We start from the raw sequence: 16,188 nt of genomic DNA, 5'->3' as shown, positions 1-16,188 counted from the left end.
CAGGGAGCACACAAGGTCGACTTCAGGTCTCGCGTGCGCGGATGTTGTGCGCCCCCCGTGCCCGGACCCTTCACAGTCGCCGATCACCGCAGGAGAATTCGTTCTGCAAACACCGCGGGCGAGCAACGGACGGCCGACAGCGACGTCAGCCCCGGCTGTCCCCCGGCTGTCCCTGGCCGGAATTCGCCCCCGCCGCCCCTTCGGTCCCGCCGGGACCATCGGCCCCGGCCGCTGGAGGCAGTTGCTGCTGCGCCCGCTCCAGGAACCTCAGCAGCTCCACCGGGAACGGCAGCACCAGCGTCGAGTTCTTCTCGGCGGCGACCGCCACCACCGTCTGCAGCAGCCGCAGCTGGAGCGCGGCGGGCTGCTCCGACATCTCCTTCGCCGCCTCCGCGAGCTTCTTGGACGCCTGCAGTTCGGCGTCGGCGTTGATGACGCGGGCCCTGCGTTCACGGTCGGCCTCGGCCTGCCGGGCCATGGACCGCTTCATGGTCTCCGGCAGCGAGACGTCCTTGATCTCGACGCGGTCGATGGTGACGCCCCACTCCACGGCCGGGCTGTCGATCATCAGCTCCAGGCCCTGGTTGAGCTTCTCCCGGTTGGACAGCAGGTCGTCCAGCTCGCTCTTGCCGATGATGGAGCGCAGCGAGGTCTGCGCCATCTGCGAGACGGCGAAGCGGTAGTCCTCGACCCGGACCACCGCCTCGGCGGGCCCGGTCACCTTGAAGTAGACGACGGCGTCGACGCGTACGGTCACGTTGTCCCGGGTGATGCCCTCCTGCGCGGGCACGGGCATCGTGACGATCTGCATGTTGACCTTCTGGAGCCGGTCCACGAACGGGACGATCATCGTGAACCCGGGCTCGCGGACCTCCGGTCGCAGCCGGCCGAGGCGGAACACCACGCCCCGTTCGTACTGCCTGACGACCCGTGCCGCGGCCAGCGCGTAGACCGCTCCGACGGACACGAGAGCGGCCCCGGCCGCCACCAACGCCTCGACCATGCCGGCCCCCCAGGGGGTGACTCCATTGGTCCTTCGACGGTAACTCCGCCACCCCGTCAAAAGGGAGCCCCCGCACGCCGGTTGCGTACGGGGGCCCACCGGAAGAGGCGATCCGGGAGGATCGTCAGCCGACGCTCACGCCGTAGTAGCTCAGCGCCTCGGTGACCGGCTGGAAGAAGGTCGTACCGCCGGAGGTGCAGTCGCCGCTGCCGCCGGAGGTCAGACCGTAGGCCACGGACCCGCCGTAGAGCGGGCCGCCGCTGTCGCCGCCCTCGGCGCAGACCGTGGTCTGGATCATGCCGTAGACGACGTCGCCGCTGCCGTAGTTGACGGTGGCGTTGAGCGCGGTGACCCGGCCGCTGTGGGTGCCGGTGGTCGAACCGCGGCGGTACACCGTCGTCCCGACGGCCGGGGTGGCCGCGCTGGTGATGGTCTGGCTGCCGACCGCGCTCGGGTGCGCGATCGAGCTGTTGGTGTACCGGACCAGCGCGAAGTCGTTGTTCGGGAAGCTGTAGCTGACGTTGGTGCCCAGGACCGTGGTGTGGCCGGAGTTGCTGTACCAGGTCGAGGCCACCTCACCGCAGTGCCCGGCGGTCAGGAAGTAGTAGGTGCTGCCGCTGTGCACGTTGAAGCCGAGGGAGCAGCGGTAGGAGCCGCCGTAGATGGCATCGCCGCCGGTGATCAGCTTCTTGAAGGTGCCGGGGGTGTGCTTGATGGTGAGCGCGCCGGAGTTGACGCCCGCCTGCCGCTTGATCTTGGCGATCTCGGCGTTGGAGACCGTGGAGTCGACGGTGACGACGACACGGTTGGTCTTGCTGTCGACGGCCCAGGCGGTGCCGGGGACGTCCGCCTTCAGGACGGAGCTGTTCACGGCCTTCAGCTCGCTGGCGTTGAAGGTGTGAACGTCACTCGCGCTCGCGGTGGGGACGGCGAACGCTGCCGCGGCCAGGAAACCGGAGGCCACGGCGATCAGCCGGGTCCGTCTCGCGATACCGCTGCGGGGGGTCGTGCGCTTGATCCTCACTTGTCGTTCCCTCCCAGGGGAAGTCGGGGGCCCGCGTGGGGTCGGGGCCCGTGAGGCGCAGCCAGTGGGTGGCGCCCGGATTTCGGACACGCAATGCCCCTGACAAGCGCTGTGGGGGAGTATTCGGGCGAACGACCGGTACCCGCAAGGGTGCCTTTCGGCCGTGCGACCGTGTTCGAACCATGCCGAATTTGTGTGATCCCGTTGCGGTCCGGGCGAGTTGACACCCTGCCCTGGTCCGTCGAATATCCGTCGAATGTCCGCCCGATGCCTCAGGCGAGCTGCCGCTCCCCCGCCTCGACGGCGAGGTCCAGCGTGTTGCCCGGCGGCGGGAAAGGGCAGATGAAGTGGTCCGCGAAGGCGCACTGCGGCAGCTGTGCCCGGTTGAAGTCGACGGTGGTCGAGCCGTCGGCGGCCGGAGCGGCCGAATAGAGGAACCCGAACCGGAAGCTGCCCGCTCCGCCGGTCGTGTCGGCGAACACCGCCCACAGCCGGCCGTCGGGCTGCTCGGCGCCCCGGAGCGTCAGCTCCCGCCCGGCCAGGGTGAAGCCGAGCTCCCCGGCGAGCACGAGCGCGCGCTCCACTCCGTCCGCGGTGCCGACGCGGACGGCGCGCGGTTGACCGGCGTACGGCGTGAAGCGTCCCGGCGCCGACCAACGCGGGTCGTACGGGGTGGCGTCGATGCCACGGAAGGCGCGGCGGGCCCCGGCGGCCGGGTCGTACTCCCGTATCCCCCATATGCCCTCGCGGACCAGGACGACCAGCCTGCGCTCGCCGAGCGTGACCCGGGCCGAGGGTTCGGGGTCGGCGGCGAGCCGGACCTCGCCGGTGAAGGGCTCGCCGTCCAGGGCCAGGCCGTCGGCCGTCGTCGCGGTGAGCACGACGCCGTCCCCGTCGGCCGCCCAGATTCCGGGGAGGGCGGGGAGCCGGCCGTCCGGATGGTCCTCGATCCAGTGACTGCCGACCAGCGCGAGCGGCCCGTACGGCGCCGACGCCGTCTCCTCGCGGTGTGCGTGCCAGTGCTTCCAGTCTCCGGCCGCGACCGCGTTCATACGATCAGTCCTTCCGTCGGCTCCGTCGTCGCTCCTGTCATGCCTCTCCTCTGCGCAAGGTATTTCACGGTGCCGTGAGTTGCCCGGCGGGCCGGGCGAGGCCGAGGTGCTCTCGCAGGGTGCTGCCCGGGTAGAAGGTGCGGAAGAGGCCGCGGTGCTGAAGGAGCGCCACGGTGCCGTTGACCAGGCGCTCCAGGTCGCGGCGCGACTCGGCGGGGACCAGGTGGAAGCCGTCGGTGGCGCCCTCGCCGTGCCAGCCGGCGACCAGCTCCGCCAGATCCACCGGACCACCCCGGTACAGCGGCCCCTGCACGGTCTGCCGGGGCCCGCCGCCCCCGTGCCCCGGCTCGGCCGCGCGCTCCCCGTCGCCCAGATCCACCAGAAGGCTCACCAGCACCCGCAGGGCCTCCGGCTCCCGCCCGAACTCCGCCGCCTGCCCCCGCAGTTCCTCCCGTACGGCGGCGGCCTGCGCGGAGGTCGCGGCCCGCACCAGGGCGACGTCGGCGTACCGGGCGGCGGCCTGCCGGGCGGCGGGCTCGGTGGCGTCGGCCACCCGGACCAACTGCTCCGGCGCGGCCTGCTCCGGCGCGGCCCCCGGGGTCTCGGTCCACCGGCCGACCCGGCCCCGGCTCACCCGGTCGAGGTGGGCGACGCCGGCCCCGGGGCCGGCCGTCACCGGCACCAGCCCGATCCGCCGGGTGGCCGGGGCCACCTGCGCCAGTGCGCCCACCGCGTCGGTCTCCGGCCACCCGAACCGGTCGTCGAGCGTCACGAAGTCCAGCCCGCCGCTCTCGGCCAGCCGCGCCAGCTCGACGCAGCGCTCCACGTCGAACACGCCGGCCTGATCCACCGCGGCGGCCAGATGCAGCGGCCCCCGGCCGTACGAGCCGGTCATCACCACGAACCTCCCTGTAGGACAGCTTGTAAGACAGACCCGCGCCGGCCGTGACGCCCGTTCATGACCCGGCTCCCGCCAGGTCGGCCAGGAAGGCGAGGGCCGCGCGCGCCGTGGCGTCGTTCTGCCGGAACGCCGGCCCTCCGGTGCGCGGCCGGGTGAACGCGCCGGGCGTACGGCCGTTCGTGAACGGCCCGAGCGCGAACCGCCGGGGATGCGGCCGCCCGGCCCCGTCGAGGATCCGCCCGTCGGCGGGGTCCACCCTGAGCAGGCCGTCGGCGGTCTCGGCGGCCTCGTCGGCGGGCAGCCCGCGCAGCAGCGTGTCCCGGGCCCGCCCGACGGTGGGCTCGGGCAGCCGCGCCTCGACCAGGGCCCGCGCCTCCACGGCGAACCCGGGAACCGTGTCGGCGGACGCCCGGAACACCCCGTCCTCGGCCGTCACCGTCATCCCGGCGCCGACGAACCGCAGCACCCCGGCCCGGGACAGCGCGAGCATCTGCCGCAGCCGGGGGCCGGGCGGCCCGGAGGCGAGGTAGCTGAAGAACCCGTGCCACCAGGACCCGATGTCGCCGAGGCGGACCAGCTGCCCGTAGACGGAGAGCAGTCCGAGGAACACCGCCAGGTCGGCGCTGTACGCGGGATCGTGCCGGCGGTCCAGGTCCGCCTCGAGGTAGCCGCGCAGCCCCTCCTGGAACTCCTCGTGGGACTCGTACCGCACCCCGTCCAGCGGGTGGTCCAGCGCCTCGAGGTCGAGCCGGTCGGCCGGGTCGGGTACGGCGGCCGCCACCAGCGCCCGCACTTCCGCCTCGCCCTCGGCCGCGGCGTACTTCTCCTCGAAGTCCGGCCAGGCGACGGCCGTCCGCTCGGGATGGACGGTGAACAGCCGGTGGTAGTGCGCGAAGCCCAGCTCCTTCGCCACCAGCGGCCACACGTCCCGCCGGAAGTCGAAGCCCCCGGTCCTGGCCAGCAGCGCGTCGGTCTCGGCGGGGCCGAGGAAACGGGGCAGCGGCGGGCGTTCGCCGGTCCAGTCGTACCCGATCTTCGAGTGGTACGGCACGCCGCGCCGCGACCCGACGTACAGCACCGGCTCCTGCCCGGACGGCACGTAGGTGTCGCCGTCGTAGTGGCCGCCCCGCCCCTCGGTGAGCAGCACCATCAGGTCGACGAAGGCGAGCCCGAACCCCCGCACGAGCACCGGTTCGCCGGGCCGCAGCGCGGACAGGTCGCTGTCGGCGGTGAAGTCGGGCGGCAGGTGGACCAGGCCGTGCTCGTCGGCGTACGCGGCCAACGCGGCCTGCTCCGGGTCGAGTTCGGCGTCCAGGTGGCCAAGGGCGAGGACGACGAGGTCGGCGAGGAGCGGGCGCGGGCGGCCCTCCAGCCAGACCTGCTGGCGGCCCTCGCGGGGCCCGCTGACCCGCAGGGCCCGGCGCGGGTGGTGGTGGACGGTGATGCCGTCCGGGAGGTCGGCGACGGCGCGGTCGTGGACGTGGCGCAGATAGCGGCCCTGGATCTGCCGGTCGGCGAAGGTACGGCCGTCCAGGCCGGCCCACTCGTGCAGGGTGGGGCCCTCCCGCACCGGGCCGGCCATCCGCACCGTCTCGTCCGTGAACATGGTGACGTCCTCGGCGTGCGAGTTCATCCACAGCAGCGGCGACTGGGCGGCCCGCCAGATGCGCCCGGCGCCCGGCGGATGCGGGTCGACCAGGTGGATGTCGAGCCCGCAACCGGCGTACAGTTCGGGCGCGTTGGCGGCGATCCGCTCCAGGAGTCCGGTCCCGCGCGGCCCGGCTCCCACGATCACCAGCTGGGGCCTCATCGGGCAGCCCCGGGCGCGGGTATGCCGGAGGCGCGGACGGTGGCGGTGGCGGTTCTGGCAAGGGTCTCGGAAGACATGCGAAGGCTCCGTGGCGGATCAATCGAACACGGTGGACGCGCACACGGGGTGCGGGTGCCTTCACACAGAGCGCCGGAGTACGGCGCCTTTACGGCCGAGCCCCTCAGCAGGGCCGTCCGTCGACTCTACGGTGCCGTTTCCCCTCGTTGTCAAGGGTGTCCAGAGTGTGAGCGGCGCGTCTCAGGTCGGTTGACGGAAAACCGGAGACCTGTTCCACTTGGCCCATGCATCCGCAGCAGTGGCTGGTCACCCGCTCCCACATCGACTTCGGTCGAGTGTGGTCCTGTTCCTGTTGAGCTGACCCCCTGCCTGCCCCGCGAACAGCGGGGACTCCTCGCGTTCTCCCTGCCTTCACACGCACCCCCTCCCCTCGAAAACAGCCGCCGCGTCAACGCACCCCCAAAGGGGCGCGGGGAACTGCGCGAGCAACCACGTACGACATGCACTCGCCGCACAACCCGCGCCCCACGGCGCCTGGCGCGCGGCCTCACGCCACCGGCGTATCCGGTGAGTTCCTTAATCAAGAAGCGAGTTGCCGGACGCGCGAACCGGGGAGAAATGGCTCCGCGCTCCGGCCGGCGAACCTATCCGGGCAGCGGGTACCCGATCATGTTTTTGTTTTACGACACGGAAACAGGATCAAGGTGAATCCCGAGGCGGCGGTCCGGCCGTCGTACTTCCGTATACGGTGACGGGCGCGCAACCCGGTTGACGCCGCCCGCCGCCGCACCCGAGCCGGGCGCGGCGACCTGAGTGGGCGTCAGACCGCCCCGCGGGCAGGTTGAAGAGGGCAGGAAGGCGCGGCGAGGAGACTCCGGGCCGCCTCCGCCCGTTCACCCGGACGCACCGTTCATCACCCGTACGCCGGGAACAATCATATTTCACTCTCAGTCAGCAGGAGTGTGAGCCACCGCCCTTGGGGTACCTGGGCTCTCGACGTTTTGGCTCTGCACCAGTACCGTCACAAACCCCCCGTGCGGCGTCTATCCACTTGGCGCGACATCCGCATCATGGACGACCATAGGGATGCGGAAGCAAGAAAGACCGCTGTGAGAGGAGGCGTCCATGGGATCGGTACGCAAGGCGAGTGCCTGGCTCGGCCTCGTCGACGACAACGATGACGAGCGTTACTACGACGACGACTACTCCGAAGGGACCGAGCAGCCCGGGGATGCCTGGGTCACCGACCCCCGGGTCAAGGTGGCCACGGACACCGCCGAGGAGAAGGGCCGCCGGATCGGCACGGTCACCCCGGACAGCTTCCGGGACGCCCGCGCGCTCGGCGAGCTGTTCCGCGAGGGCGTGCCGGTCATCGTGAACCTCACGGCCATGGAGCCGGGCGACGCCAAGCGTGTCGTCGACTTCGCGGCCGGGCTGACCTTCGGCCTGCGCGGCACGATCGAGCGGGTCGCCAACCGGGTCTTCCTGCTGACCCCCGCGAACACCGAGATCGTCAGCGGTGAGCCGGCCAGGCGCCGCGAGGACGGCTTCTTCAACCAGAGCTGAGGCAGGGCCCTCACCGGCCCTGCCCCCGCCGTGGGGTTCACCGGAAGGCGTCGAGCCCGGTGAGCGCCTTGCCCAGCACCAGCTGGTGCATCTCGACGGTGCCCTCGTAGGTGAGCACCGATTCGAGGTTGGTCGCGTGCCGCATCACGGGGTACTCCAGCGAGATCCCGTTCGCCCCGAGGATCGTCCGCGCGGTACGGCAGATCTCGATGGCCTCGCGTACGTTGTTGAGCTTGCCGAAGCTGACCTGCTCGGGACGCAGGCGGCCGGCATCCATCCGCCGCCCCAGGTGATGGGCGAGCAGGATCCCCTTGTGCAGTTCGACCGCCATGTCCGCGAGCTTCGCCTGGGTGAGCTGGAAGCCGCCGATGGGCCGGCCGAACTGCTCGCGCGACTTCGCGTAGTCGACGGCGGTCTCGAAGCAGGTGCGTGCCGCTCCCATGGCGCCCCACACGATCCCGTACCGGGCGTGCGACAGACAGCTGAGCGGCCCCTTCAGCCCGGTGACCTCCGGCAGCACGGCGTCGGCCGGCAGCCGCACGTCGTCCAGCACCAGCTCACTGGTGACACTGGCCCGCAGTGACCACTTGTGCCTGATCTCCGGTGCCGAGAACCCGGGGGTGTCCGTGGGCACGGCGAACCCCCGGATCCCGTTGTCCGTCTGCGCCCACACGACGGCGACGCCCGCGACCGACCCGTTGGTGATCCACATCTTCCGCCCGCTCAGCACCCAGTCGCCGCCGGCGTCACGCCGGGCGTAGGTCCGCATGGCGGCGGGGTCGGACCCGTGATCGGGTTCGGTGAGCCCGAAGCACCCGATGACGTCACCCGCGGCCATGCCCGGCAGCCACCGCGACTTCTGCTCCTCGCTCCCGAACCGATGAATGGCATACATCGCGAGCGACCCCTGCACGGACACGAGCGACCGGATGCCGGAGTCGGCGGCCTCCAGCTCCAGACAGGCGAGCCCGTACTGCACGGCGGACGCCCCGGCGCACCCGTACCCGGTGAGCGACATCCCGAGGGCCCCGATCGACCCGAGCTCCTTCGCGAGCTCCCGGATGCCGGGCAGTTCCCCGCTCTCGTACCACTCGGCGACGAACGGCAGCACCCGGTCCGCCGCCCAGCGCCGCACGGTCTCCCGTACGGCGAGATCCTCGGGCTCCAGGAGATCGTCGATCCCGAGCGGGTCACCGGCATCGAACGGAGGCAGCTTCACGGACGCGGACATTCAGAACCCTCCCAAAACTAGCAGCGCTAGTTGCAGTCTCCCTGTTCCCCCGCCCACGCACCACCCGCGCGAGCCACCCCGCCCCGCACCCGCCAACGAAGAACCACCCCCACAGGTCCCCCCACCCCTCCCCCAACCCGCACCGGCGGGACATGCGTGTGAGAAGTCCCGCCCCGCACCCGCCAACGAAGAACCAACCCCACAGATCCCCCCACCCCTCCCCCCACCCGCACGGGTGGTGCGTGGGTGGGAGAAGTCGGCGGCGAAGGCCCCGGTCGGCTACGCGGAGACGCGGGAGCGTTCCGCCTCCCTGGGGGCGGGGAGGTCCACCGGCACCCCGGCGTCGGCGTCCTCGCACTGCATCGCCCGCGGCAACCGCAGCGCCATCACCGCCCCCAGCAACAGCAGTCCCGCACTCACCAGCAACGTCACATGCAGCCCGTGCACATAGGAGTCCCGCGCCGCCCTCCGCAGCGCGGCCCCCGTCGGCCCGCCCAGCCGCCCGGCGACCTCGTACGCCTCGCCCAGCGAACGCCCCGCGGACGCGGACGCCGACGCCGGCACCCCCGGCACCCCGGCCAGCCCCGGCGCGTACGCCGCGTTCATCACGCTGCCGAGGAGCGCGATCCCGATCCCGGCGCCCAGCTGGTACGACGTCTCGCCGATCGCCGCCGCCCCGCCGGCCTGCGCCGCCGGCGCCTCGCTCAGCATCGACTCGTACGCCCCGAAGAGCGTGGTCTCCAGACCGAAGCCGAGCAGCAGGAAGCCGAGGAGCAGCAGACCCGCGTTGTCGGTCCCGCCCATCGACGTCAGCGTGAGCACCGCCGCCGCGGTCAGGCAGAAGCCGAAGCACACCATCCGGCGCGGCCCGAACCGTCGCAGCAGCCGCGCCCCGGCCAGCCCCGCCGCCATCGCGGCGAGCGTCAGCGGCAGCAGCCGCAGCCCCGTCTGCAAGGGCGAAAGGCCCAGCACCAATTGCAGGTACTGCGCGGCGATCAGCTCGAGACCCACCAGCGCCAGCATCGCCAGCACGATGCACCCCACCGCCGTGCAGAACGCGGGCCGCGCGAACATCTTCAGGTCGACCAGCGGGAACGTCCGCCGTCGTTGCCGTCGGACGAACAGCACCAGCAGCAGCGCGCCGAGCACGAGCGGCGCCACCGTCAGCGCACTGCCCGCCGGCTCGCCGCCGCCGAGGCGCTTCACGGCGAACACCACGCCGAACAGGCCGACCGCGGCCATCAGCGCGCCGAGCACGTCCCAGGGGCCGTCGCGGTCGCCGCGGGACTCGGGGAGGAGGAGACGCCCCACCGGGAGGCTCACCAGCATCAGCGGGATGTTGACCAGGAAGACGGAGCCCCACCAGAAGTGTTCGAGGAGGAAGCCGCCGAGGAGGGGGCCGACGGCCGCACCGACCGCCGCCACCGCGCTCCAGATGCCGATCGCGAGGGCCCGCTCACGCCGGTCGGGGAAGACCGCCCGGAGGATGGAGAGGGTCGCGGGCATGATCATCGCGCCGCCGACCCCGAGCAGTGCCCGGGCCCCGATCAACGCCGCCGCGCTCGGCGCGAGGGCGGCCGCCGCGGAGGCGATGCCGAACAGGGTGTAGCCGAGGAGGAGGACGCGCCGCCGGCCCACCCGGTCGCCGAGCGAGCCGAACAGGATCAGCAGCGAGGCGCAGACCAGCGGGTAGACGTCGACGATCCAGAGCAGTTCGATGGCGCCGGGCTTGAGGTCCTCGGTGACGGCGGGCATCGCGACGTGCAGCACGGTCGCGTCGAGGGCGACCAGCAGCAGGCTGACGCAGAGGACGACGAGGACGGCCCAGCGGTTGGCACCGGCACCGGCCCCGGACACCGCCGGACGACGCGGTCGTACGTTGGCCGTGGTCGTCCCGGACATGTACGTACCTCCCAGATGGTCACTCGCGTGGGCGGACCGGCGGGGTGGGGACTCCCCGTCGTACGGCCGGAGAGGAGCGGAAGTCTCCGGCCCGCGCGGCGAACGCGAGTGACATGTCAGCGTACGCGAGTCCGCCGCGGGGGCACGTGGCGGACCTCTCACCCTCTCCGGGGAACTCCTGTGGCGTACGCCACTGCCCCGCTCCGCACCACGCCCGGGCGAACCCCCGGTTCCGCGGCCCGTCGATAATCGAGCCCGTGACCGATCTTGAAACGCCCGTGGCGGCACCGCACGCCCACGCCCTGCGCCGGGCGGCGCCGGCCCTGCTCGGGTACGCGGCCGTACGCGCCCTCGGCCTGGCCGTGCTGGCCGGGTGGAGCGCGGCACGGGGCACGAGCGCGTACACCTTGTTGACGGCACGCTGGGACTCGCTGTGGTACACGCGGGTCGCCGACCTGGGCTACGGCTACGAGGTCCGGCTGCCGAACGGCGACGTCCACTCCAACCTGGCCTTCTTCCCGCTGCTGCCCTGGCTGGAGCGCCTGCTGCACGCGCTCGCGCCGCTGTCGTACGCCGACGCCGGATTCACGGTGAGCCTGCTCGCCTCGCTCGCCGCGGCCTGGGGGATCTTCGCGGTCGCGGACGTCGTGTACGGCCGGCGGGTGGGGGTCTGCGCGGTGCTGGTGTGGGCCGTGCTGCCCGTCGGGATCGTGCAGTCGATGGCGTACAGCGAGTCACTGTTCACGGCGCTGGCCGCGTGGTCGCTGTACGCCGTGCTGACCGGCCGCTGGGTGACCGCCGGGGTGCTGGCCGCGCTGGCGGGACTGACCCGGCCGGTGGGGCTGGCCGTCGTGGCGGCGTTGTGGGCGGCCGGGGTGGTCTCGTTCGTGCGGGATCGTGGCAGAGGCGCGCGGGACGGTGGTACGGATCAGCCGGACGGCGTGCGTCTCGGCGAACGCGCCCCCGAGGCGTCCAGCGCCGCCCGAGCCCGGCGTGCCCCGCGGGCAACCGGCGCACCATACGCGACACGCGCCCCCCTCAACACCACCCCCGGCGGCCCCGCCAGGCGCCGCGCCCTCGGCATGCTCCTCGCCCCCGTCGGCGCCACCGCCTATGTCCTGTGGGTGGGCCACCGCACCGGCCGGGGCCCACTCGGCTACCTGGATGTGCAGGCGGGCTGGCGCAACGGATTCGACGGCGGCTACGCGTTCGCGCACTTCGTCGCCGACAAGTTCACGTCATTTCCGTCCGCTCTGGCCGGAGCGGGTCTGATCCTCGGCGTCGGCCTGCTGCTGTGGCTCTACGTGACCGGCGTCCGCCAGCGGCAACCGCTCCCCTTGCTGGTCTACACGGGTGTCGTCCTCGCGCTCGCGCTGTGCGCGTCGAGCTACTTCGGGTCCAAGCCGCGGCTGCTGATGCCGGCCTTCCCGGTGCTGCTGCCCCTCGCCCGGGCCCTGGCCCGGCTGCGCGCCGGCAGATTGGCGCTGGTCACGGGGGCTGTGGCGCTGGCCTCGGCGGTCTATGGCGCGTTCTGGCTGAACGGCTCCGGACCTCCATGATCGCTTCCGCGCCCCGGTGAGCGGTCGGAGAATTCCACCCCATGCTCTGGTTAACGAATTCATAAGTGCCATAAAACGGCGACCCGACATGATCAAAGGAATTGAAGGGCCGACTCGCCGAGGATTACGGAATCCTTAGAATTCGGAGACCTCCTGAGAGGTTTCCCACATCACATCGTCATCACAAAGCCGCTGTTTCGTCCGGGAACAGAGCTCACTCGCTGTAACGTCGATTGGGTGCGTACCGAACGAAACCTCACCCGTCTGGACCGGGTGTTCGCCAGGCTGGACCGTGAGCCGGAACGGCCGGCCCACATTGATGTGCCGAAGATGAGCCGGCACCGGGTCGTGTTGTTCACCTCGACCCTCGCCTTCTACCTGGCGATCGTGTGGGCCGTCGTGATCACGTCCTGGCTGGTCCGGCTCGACTGGCAGGTCATGTTCTTCCGGCCGTACCAGCAGTGGTCGGGAATCCACTGGTTCGTCGACTACTACGTGGTCCTCGGCCAGCGCGGCCCGACCGCCGTGATGGTCGCGGCCTGGCTGGGCTGGCGCTCATGGCGGCAGCACACTCTGCGCCCGCTGCTCACGCTCGGCGCCTCGCTGCTGCTGCTCAACATCACGGTCGGCGCCGCCAAGCTCGGCATGGGGCGTCTCGGACCGCACTACGCGACCGTCATCGGCTCGAACGAGATGGGCCTGGGCGGCGATATATTCCCCAGCGGACACACCGCCAACGCGGTGGTGACCTGGGGAATTCTGGCATATCTGGCCTCCACCCCGAGAGCCCGCCGCTGGCTCTCCGCCGTCTCGGCGGTCACCTCCCTCGGCGTCGGCATGTCCACCGTCTACCTCGGTACGCACTGGCTGAGCGACGTGTTGCTGGGCTGGGCGGCGGGGCTGCTGATCCTGCTGGCGCTGCCGTGGTGCGAGCCGTTCATCGCCCGCGCCGAGACCTGGCTCTTCGACCTGCGCGACCGCTGGCGCGCCCGTGCCGGCAGCACGCTGCCCGCACCGGTCCCGGTGCCCGTGGTCCTCAAGCCGCGCCCGGCGCCCGTCGAGCAGGCGGCGCCGGAACGCGAGCCGGTCTCCCTGTCCCGCCCGCCCAGGGCCCCGATCCACCTGGCGCCCGGCCCGCACATGGCTCGCTCGGAGCGCACACCGGTGACCCCGGCGGGCAGTCGCCGCCCGCAGCACCCCGAGCGGCCGCCGCGCGGCACCGGCGCCCCCCAGGCGGTCCGCCCGCTGACGGGCGGCTGACGGCCGTACGGAGGCGTCAACGGGGTCCAGGTACGCACAGCCGCCCCGGCACGGCGAAGGCCCCGGTTCCCCACGGCGGGAACCGGGGCCTTCGCCGTCGTACGGTCAGCCCTTCCAGGCGCGCGCCACGACGCCGTCCCGCACCTCGAAGTTGAGCCGCCCCTGCCGGTACTCCATGGTGATGATCGCGCCCGGCGGCAGCGAGCGCACGGTGGTCCATCCGCGCTGCCGGGCGAGCCGTTCCGCGTCGCCCGCGTCGCGGCCTACGTACCCTTGCGGGCTGTCCTGGGGCTCCGTCGGCGGAGCGGTGTCCGGTGCCATGCGGCCCACGCTAGGCCGCTTCCCGCGGCGACGGAAGCCGGAGTCCCGCGTCCGCCCCCGGTCACACTTCTGTCACAGAACCACGACACGCGTTTCGGTCGGACTCCGTCACACGTACGAGCGGTTCCATGCGTCTTCCTGGCGCATTCGAGCGCAATTCCCCGATGCCGGTAGGGTCTTCCGAAAAGCCGCCGGAAAGAACCGGGAGCGGGGATCAGGGACACTCCGGCGCCCGCATTCCATTTCGATTCCGGGCTCCACGCCGAAGCTGACACCGCATAAGAGATTCACCGGTTCGGCACAGAACCCCCGTACCGCGCGGGCAGGCCCGGGGTTGCGGCAACGTGAACTCGGAGCGTGCCGTCCGCACATGAATCGCCCTCACATACGAGTACCCACCCTCATTCGGAGCATGCACATGCCCCCGCGAAACGCGGCGTGCCCCGCCCGGTCGGACCGGGCGGGGCACGGTGGTGCGGGGCAGGGGTTCGCGTCAGAGCGCGAGGCGCTGCCCGGGCATGATCAGGTTCGGGTCGTCGCCGATGACGGCCCTGTTGGCGGCGTAGAGGCGCTGCCAGGTGGTGCCGTGCCGCTCGGCGATACGGCTCAGGGTGTCGCCCTCGCGGACGGTGTAGTCGCCCTTGGCCGAGGTGCCGCCGGTGCCGGCCGTCGAGCGCTGCGGCGCCTTCGCCGCGGGGGCCGACGTCCGGGTGGTCGTCGTGGTCGACGACTTCGCGGACTTCGACGACTTCGTCGCCGACTCCGTGCTGCTCTTCGTGGTCACCGAGGCGTTCTCCGGCGCCGAGCCGGTCGCCCCGGCCCGTCCCGAGCAGACCGGCCACGCGCCCCAGCCCTGGGCGTGCTGGACCTTGGCGGCGACGGCGATCTGCGCTCCCCTGGAGGCCTGGTCGGCCGTCGCCGCGTAGGCGGTGCCGCCGTACGCGCGCCAGGTGGAGGCGGAGAACTGGAGTCCGCCGTAGTAGCCGTTGCCGGTGTTGATGTGCCAGTTGCCGCCGCTCTCGCACTGGGCGATGCGGTCCCACACTCCGTTGTCCGCCGCCGCGGCGTTGCCGGTGGCTGCCAGCAGGCCCAGCGGGGCGAGCAGTGCCGCTCCGGCCAGGGCGGCCGTCGTACGGCCCTTGCGGGAGCCGTTCTTGTTCGCGGCGGTCTCACGGGTGGTATCGGCACACTCGGACATGTATTTCCCTCTCCACGTACCCGGGGTCCCCCAGGCGGGACGCGGTCCCCGCGCAATGGACGCGGTTCCTCGCGCTCGCCCCGTCCGCCGTGGCCGGTCCTGCGGTGGTGCTCTGCCTGGTGCCGGCCGGCGGACGTACCCGAGCGGTGCTCGCTGCACACGGCGGAGGAATCTAGAGATCGGGAACGCCCGAAATCAACCAACTCCCTGTCGGGCCAGGCCAGTTCAGTGTTACCGTGGGTAGCGGCGATTTCCAGCCACCCACTACATTCCAGGATTTCGTGATTTGTCGACCACCGGTTCGACGGATCTGTGATTCACTTCACCGCGTCAAACTCCTTTGGCTTGCGAAGAGTTGACGGGGAGTGCCGGATTCCGCACCACGGGTGACCCTGCGCAGTGGATGGTTCGATCCCGATCCCCCCAATGCGTGACCCCCACCACAGATCGCCCGTTGTCTCCTTCATGAGCCCGCGACCCCGGGGGCTCACGGGCCGGGAGCCACCCGGGCCTTCACGTACCGCATCCCGAGGGAGCCACCGTGCCGCGCATGCTCGACGTCAGCGACGAGGTACGCGCCGAGATCGGCGACGAAGAAGCCGACCGGCTGCTCGCCGGAGACAACGCCCCCGGCAGCTACGACTGCACGTCCTGCCGCACCCCGGGCGACTCCGAACAGGAGCGCACCAGCACCGTCCTGTTCATCGGCGACGAGACCGCCGTCCTCGCCTTCGCCCACGCCACCTGCCTGCCCTCGCAGGTCGTCCAGGTCACCGAGGAGCAGTTGCAGGGCGCGGTCCGCTCCATCAGCGGCGACAGCGCACCCGGCGGCGGGGCGCGGAAGTCCGTGCCCGAGCAGGCGGTGCTCGGGGTGACCAGCGGACTCGTGCTGATCGCCGGGGAGTTGCACCCCGCGCTGGTCGTGGAGCCGACCTCGCCGATCGTGCGGCCCGGTACCGACGGGGTGGGCGACGACTTCCTGCCGCTCCTCATCGAGCAGGGCTTCATGCCGGTGCCGGAGCTGACGGCGGTGCCGCCGGTGCTGCACGGGTGGTCGGTGCTGCTCGCGGTGGGTCAGCTGCACGCGGTGCTGCAGCCCGGGCCGACGGGTGGGCAGCCGGTGGCATGGTGGCAGGCGCACCAGCCGCTGCAGGTGACCGACGGGTGGCGGGCGGCCGCCAACAAGCACCAGCAGGTGCTGATGTTCGCGGCACCGGTGGGGTCGATCGGACGGCAGCCCCGGGAGGATCTGCTGCGCGACGCGATCGACAAGGCGGCGGCGAACGGGAAGCTGGTGGCTGCCGCGCTGCCGCTCGCGGGGGTTTGAGGGGCGCCCCAGGGAA

At 71.8% G+C, this 16,188-nt stretch carries 13 protein-coding genes; 4 read left to right on the top strand and 9 right to left on the bottom strand.

Annotation, left to right across the window (positions count from 1 at the left end):
- Positions 1–145 precede the first annotated feature (145 nt).
- From BLW82_RS33690 to BLW82_RS33670, 5 genes are all read right to left on the bottom strand, one after another.
- Positions 146–1,003: a slipin family protein gene (locus BLW82_RS33690; RefSeq protein WP_256216033.1), complete on the bottom strand. Its 858-nt coding sequence runs from the start codon at positions 1,001–1,003 to the stop codon at positions 146–148.
- Positions 1,004–1,127: 124 nt separating this feature from the next.
- Positions 1,128–2,027, bottom strand: a complete 900-nt coding sequence (locus BLW82_RS33685) for a S1 family peptidase (protein ID WP_093504876.1) — start codon at positions 2,025–2,027, stop codon at positions 1,128–1,130.
- A gap of 272 nt (positions 2,028–2,299) precedes the next feature.
- Entirely contained in the window at positions 2,300–3,079 is a 780-nt protein-coding gene (locus tag BLW82_RS33680) for a DUF1684 domain-containing protein (protein ID WP_093504874.1), read from the bottom strand.
- A gap of 64 nt (positions 3,080–3,143) precedes the next feature.
- Entirely contained in the window at positions 3,144–3,974 is an 831-nt protein-coding gene (locus BLW82_RS33675) for an LLM class flavin-dependent oxidoreductase (protein WP_093504872.1), read from the bottom strand.
- A gap of 61 nt (positions 3,975–4,035) precedes the next feature.
- On the bottom strand, positions 4,036–5,790 hold the full coding sequence (locus BLW82_RS33670) for an FAD/NAD(P)-binding protein (protein ID WP_093504870.1): 1,755 nt from the start codon (positions 5,788–5,790) through the stop codon (positions 4,036–4,038).
- Between the two features lie 1,143 nt (positions 5,791–6,933).
- Between BLW82_RS33670 and BLW82_RS33665 the strand changes: the two genes are divergently transcribed.
- Entirely contained in the window at positions 6,934–7,374 is a 441-nt protein-coding gene (locus tag BLW82_RS33665) for a cell division protein SepF (protein ID WP_093504868.1), read from the top strand.
- A gap of 37 nt (positions 7,375–7,411) precedes the next feature.
- Here the strand turns inward: BLW82_RS33665 and BLW82_RS33660 are convergent, their stop codons facing one another.
- Together BLW82_RS33660 and BLW82_RS33655 are read right to left on the bottom strand one after the other, a co-directional pair.
- On the bottom strand, positions 7,412–8,605 hold the full coding sequence (locus BLW82_RS33660; RefSeq protein ID WP_093504866.1) for an acyl-CoA dehydrogenase family protein: 1,194 nt from the start codon (positions 8,603–8,605) through the stop codon (positions 7,412–7,414).
- A 279-nt stretch (positions 8,606–8,884) separates the two neighbouring features.
- Positions 8,885–10,507, bottom strand: coding sequence for an MFS transporter (locus BLW82_RS33655; protein WP_093504864.1), 1,623 nt, complete (start codon positions 10,505–10,507; stop codon positions 8,885–8,887).
- Between the two features lie 257 nt (positions 10,508–10,764).
- Between BLW82_RS33655 and BLW82_RS33650 the strand changes: the two genes are divergently transcribed.
- A complete protein-coding gene (locus BLW82_RS33650; protein ID WP_093504862.1) occupies positions 10,765–12,066 on the top strand; it encodes a mannosyltransferase family protein in 1,302 nt (433 codons plus the stop codon).
- 237 nt (positions 12,067–12,303) lie between these two features.
- Positions 12,304–13,326, top strand: coding sequence for a phosphatase PAP2 family protein (locus BLW82_RS33645; RefSeq protein WP_093504860.1), 1,023 nt, complete (start codon positions 12,304–12,306; stop codon positions 13,324–13,326).
- 105 nt (positions 13,327–13,431) lie between these two features.
- Here the strand turns inward: BLW82_RS33645 and BLW82_RS33640 are convergent, their stop codons facing one another.
- Positions 13,432–13,647, bottom strand: a complete 216-nt coding sequence (locus BLW82_RS33640) for an I78 family peptidase inhibitor (protein ID WP_093504858.1) — start codon at positions 13,645–13,647, stop codon at positions 13,432–13,434.
- A 493-nt stretch (positions 13,648–14,140) separates the two neighbouring features.
- A complete protein-coding gene (locus tag BLW82_RS33635) occupies positions 14,141–14,845 on the bottom strand; it encodes a LysM peptidoglycan-binding domain-containing protein (protein WP_093504856.1) in 705 nt (234 codons plus the stop codon).
- 541 nt (positions 14,846–15,386) lie between these two features.
- Here BLW82_RS33635 and BLW82_RS33630 point away from each other — a divergent pair.
- Positions 15,387–16,172, top strand: coding sequence for a hypothetical protein (locus BLW82_RS33630; RefSeq protein WP_093504854.1), 786 nt, complete (start codon positions 15,387–15,389; stop codon positions 16,170–16,172).
- Positions 16,173–16,188 lie beyond the last annotated feature (16 nt).

The organism is Streptomyces sp. Ag109_O5-10 (assembly GCF_900105755.1).
In the GTDB taxonomy this organism is placed as follows: domain Bacteria; phylum Actinomycetota; class Actinomycetes; order Streptomycetales; family Streptomycetaceae; genus Streptomyces.
The sequence above is the reverse complement of the archived record's forward strand: the minus strand, read 5'-3'. Positions and strand labels throughout refer to the sequence as shown.

Excerpts from the sequence above, each read along its gene's own strand:
- BLW82_RS33690 (WP_256216033.1), bottom strand. The coding sequence starts at position 1,003 with ATGGTCGAGGCGTTGGTGGCGGCCGGGGCCGCTCTCGTGTCCGTCGGA.
- BLW82_RS33680 (WP_093504874.1), bottom strand. The coding sequence starts at position 3,079 with ATGAACGCGGTCGCGGCCGGAGACTGGAAGCACTGGCACGCACACCGC.
- BLW82_RS33675 (WP_093504872.1), bottom strand. The coding sequence starts at position 3,974 with ATGACCGGCTCGTACGGCCGGGGGCCGCTGCATCTGGCCGCCGCGGTG.
- BLW82_RS33670 (WP_093504870.1), bottom strand. The coding sequence starts at position 5,790 with ATGAGGCCCCAGCTGGTGATCGTGGGAGCCGGGCCGCGCGGGACCGGA.
- BLW82_RS33665 (WP_093504868.1), top strand. The coding sequence starts at position 6,934 with ATGGGATCGGTACGCAAGGCGAGTGCCTGGCTCGGCCTCGTCGACGAC.
- BLW82_RS33660 (WP_093504866.1), bottom strand. The coding sequence starts at position 8,605 with ATGTCCGCGTCCGTGAAGCTGCCTCCGTTCGATGCCGGTGACCCGCTC.
- BLW82_RS33655 (WP_093504864.1), bottom strand. The coding sequence starts at position 10,507 with ATGTCCGGGACGACCACGGCCAACGTACGACCGCGTCGTCCGGCGGTG.
- BLW82_RS33640 (WP_093504858.1), bottom strand. The coding sequence starts at position 13,647 with ATGGCACCGGACACCGCTCCGCCGACGGAGCCCCAGGACAGCCCGCAA.
- BLW82_RS33635 (WP_093504856.1), bottom strand. The coding sequence starts at position 14,845 with ATGTCCGAGTGTGCCGATACCACCCGTGAGACCGCCGCGAACAAGAAC.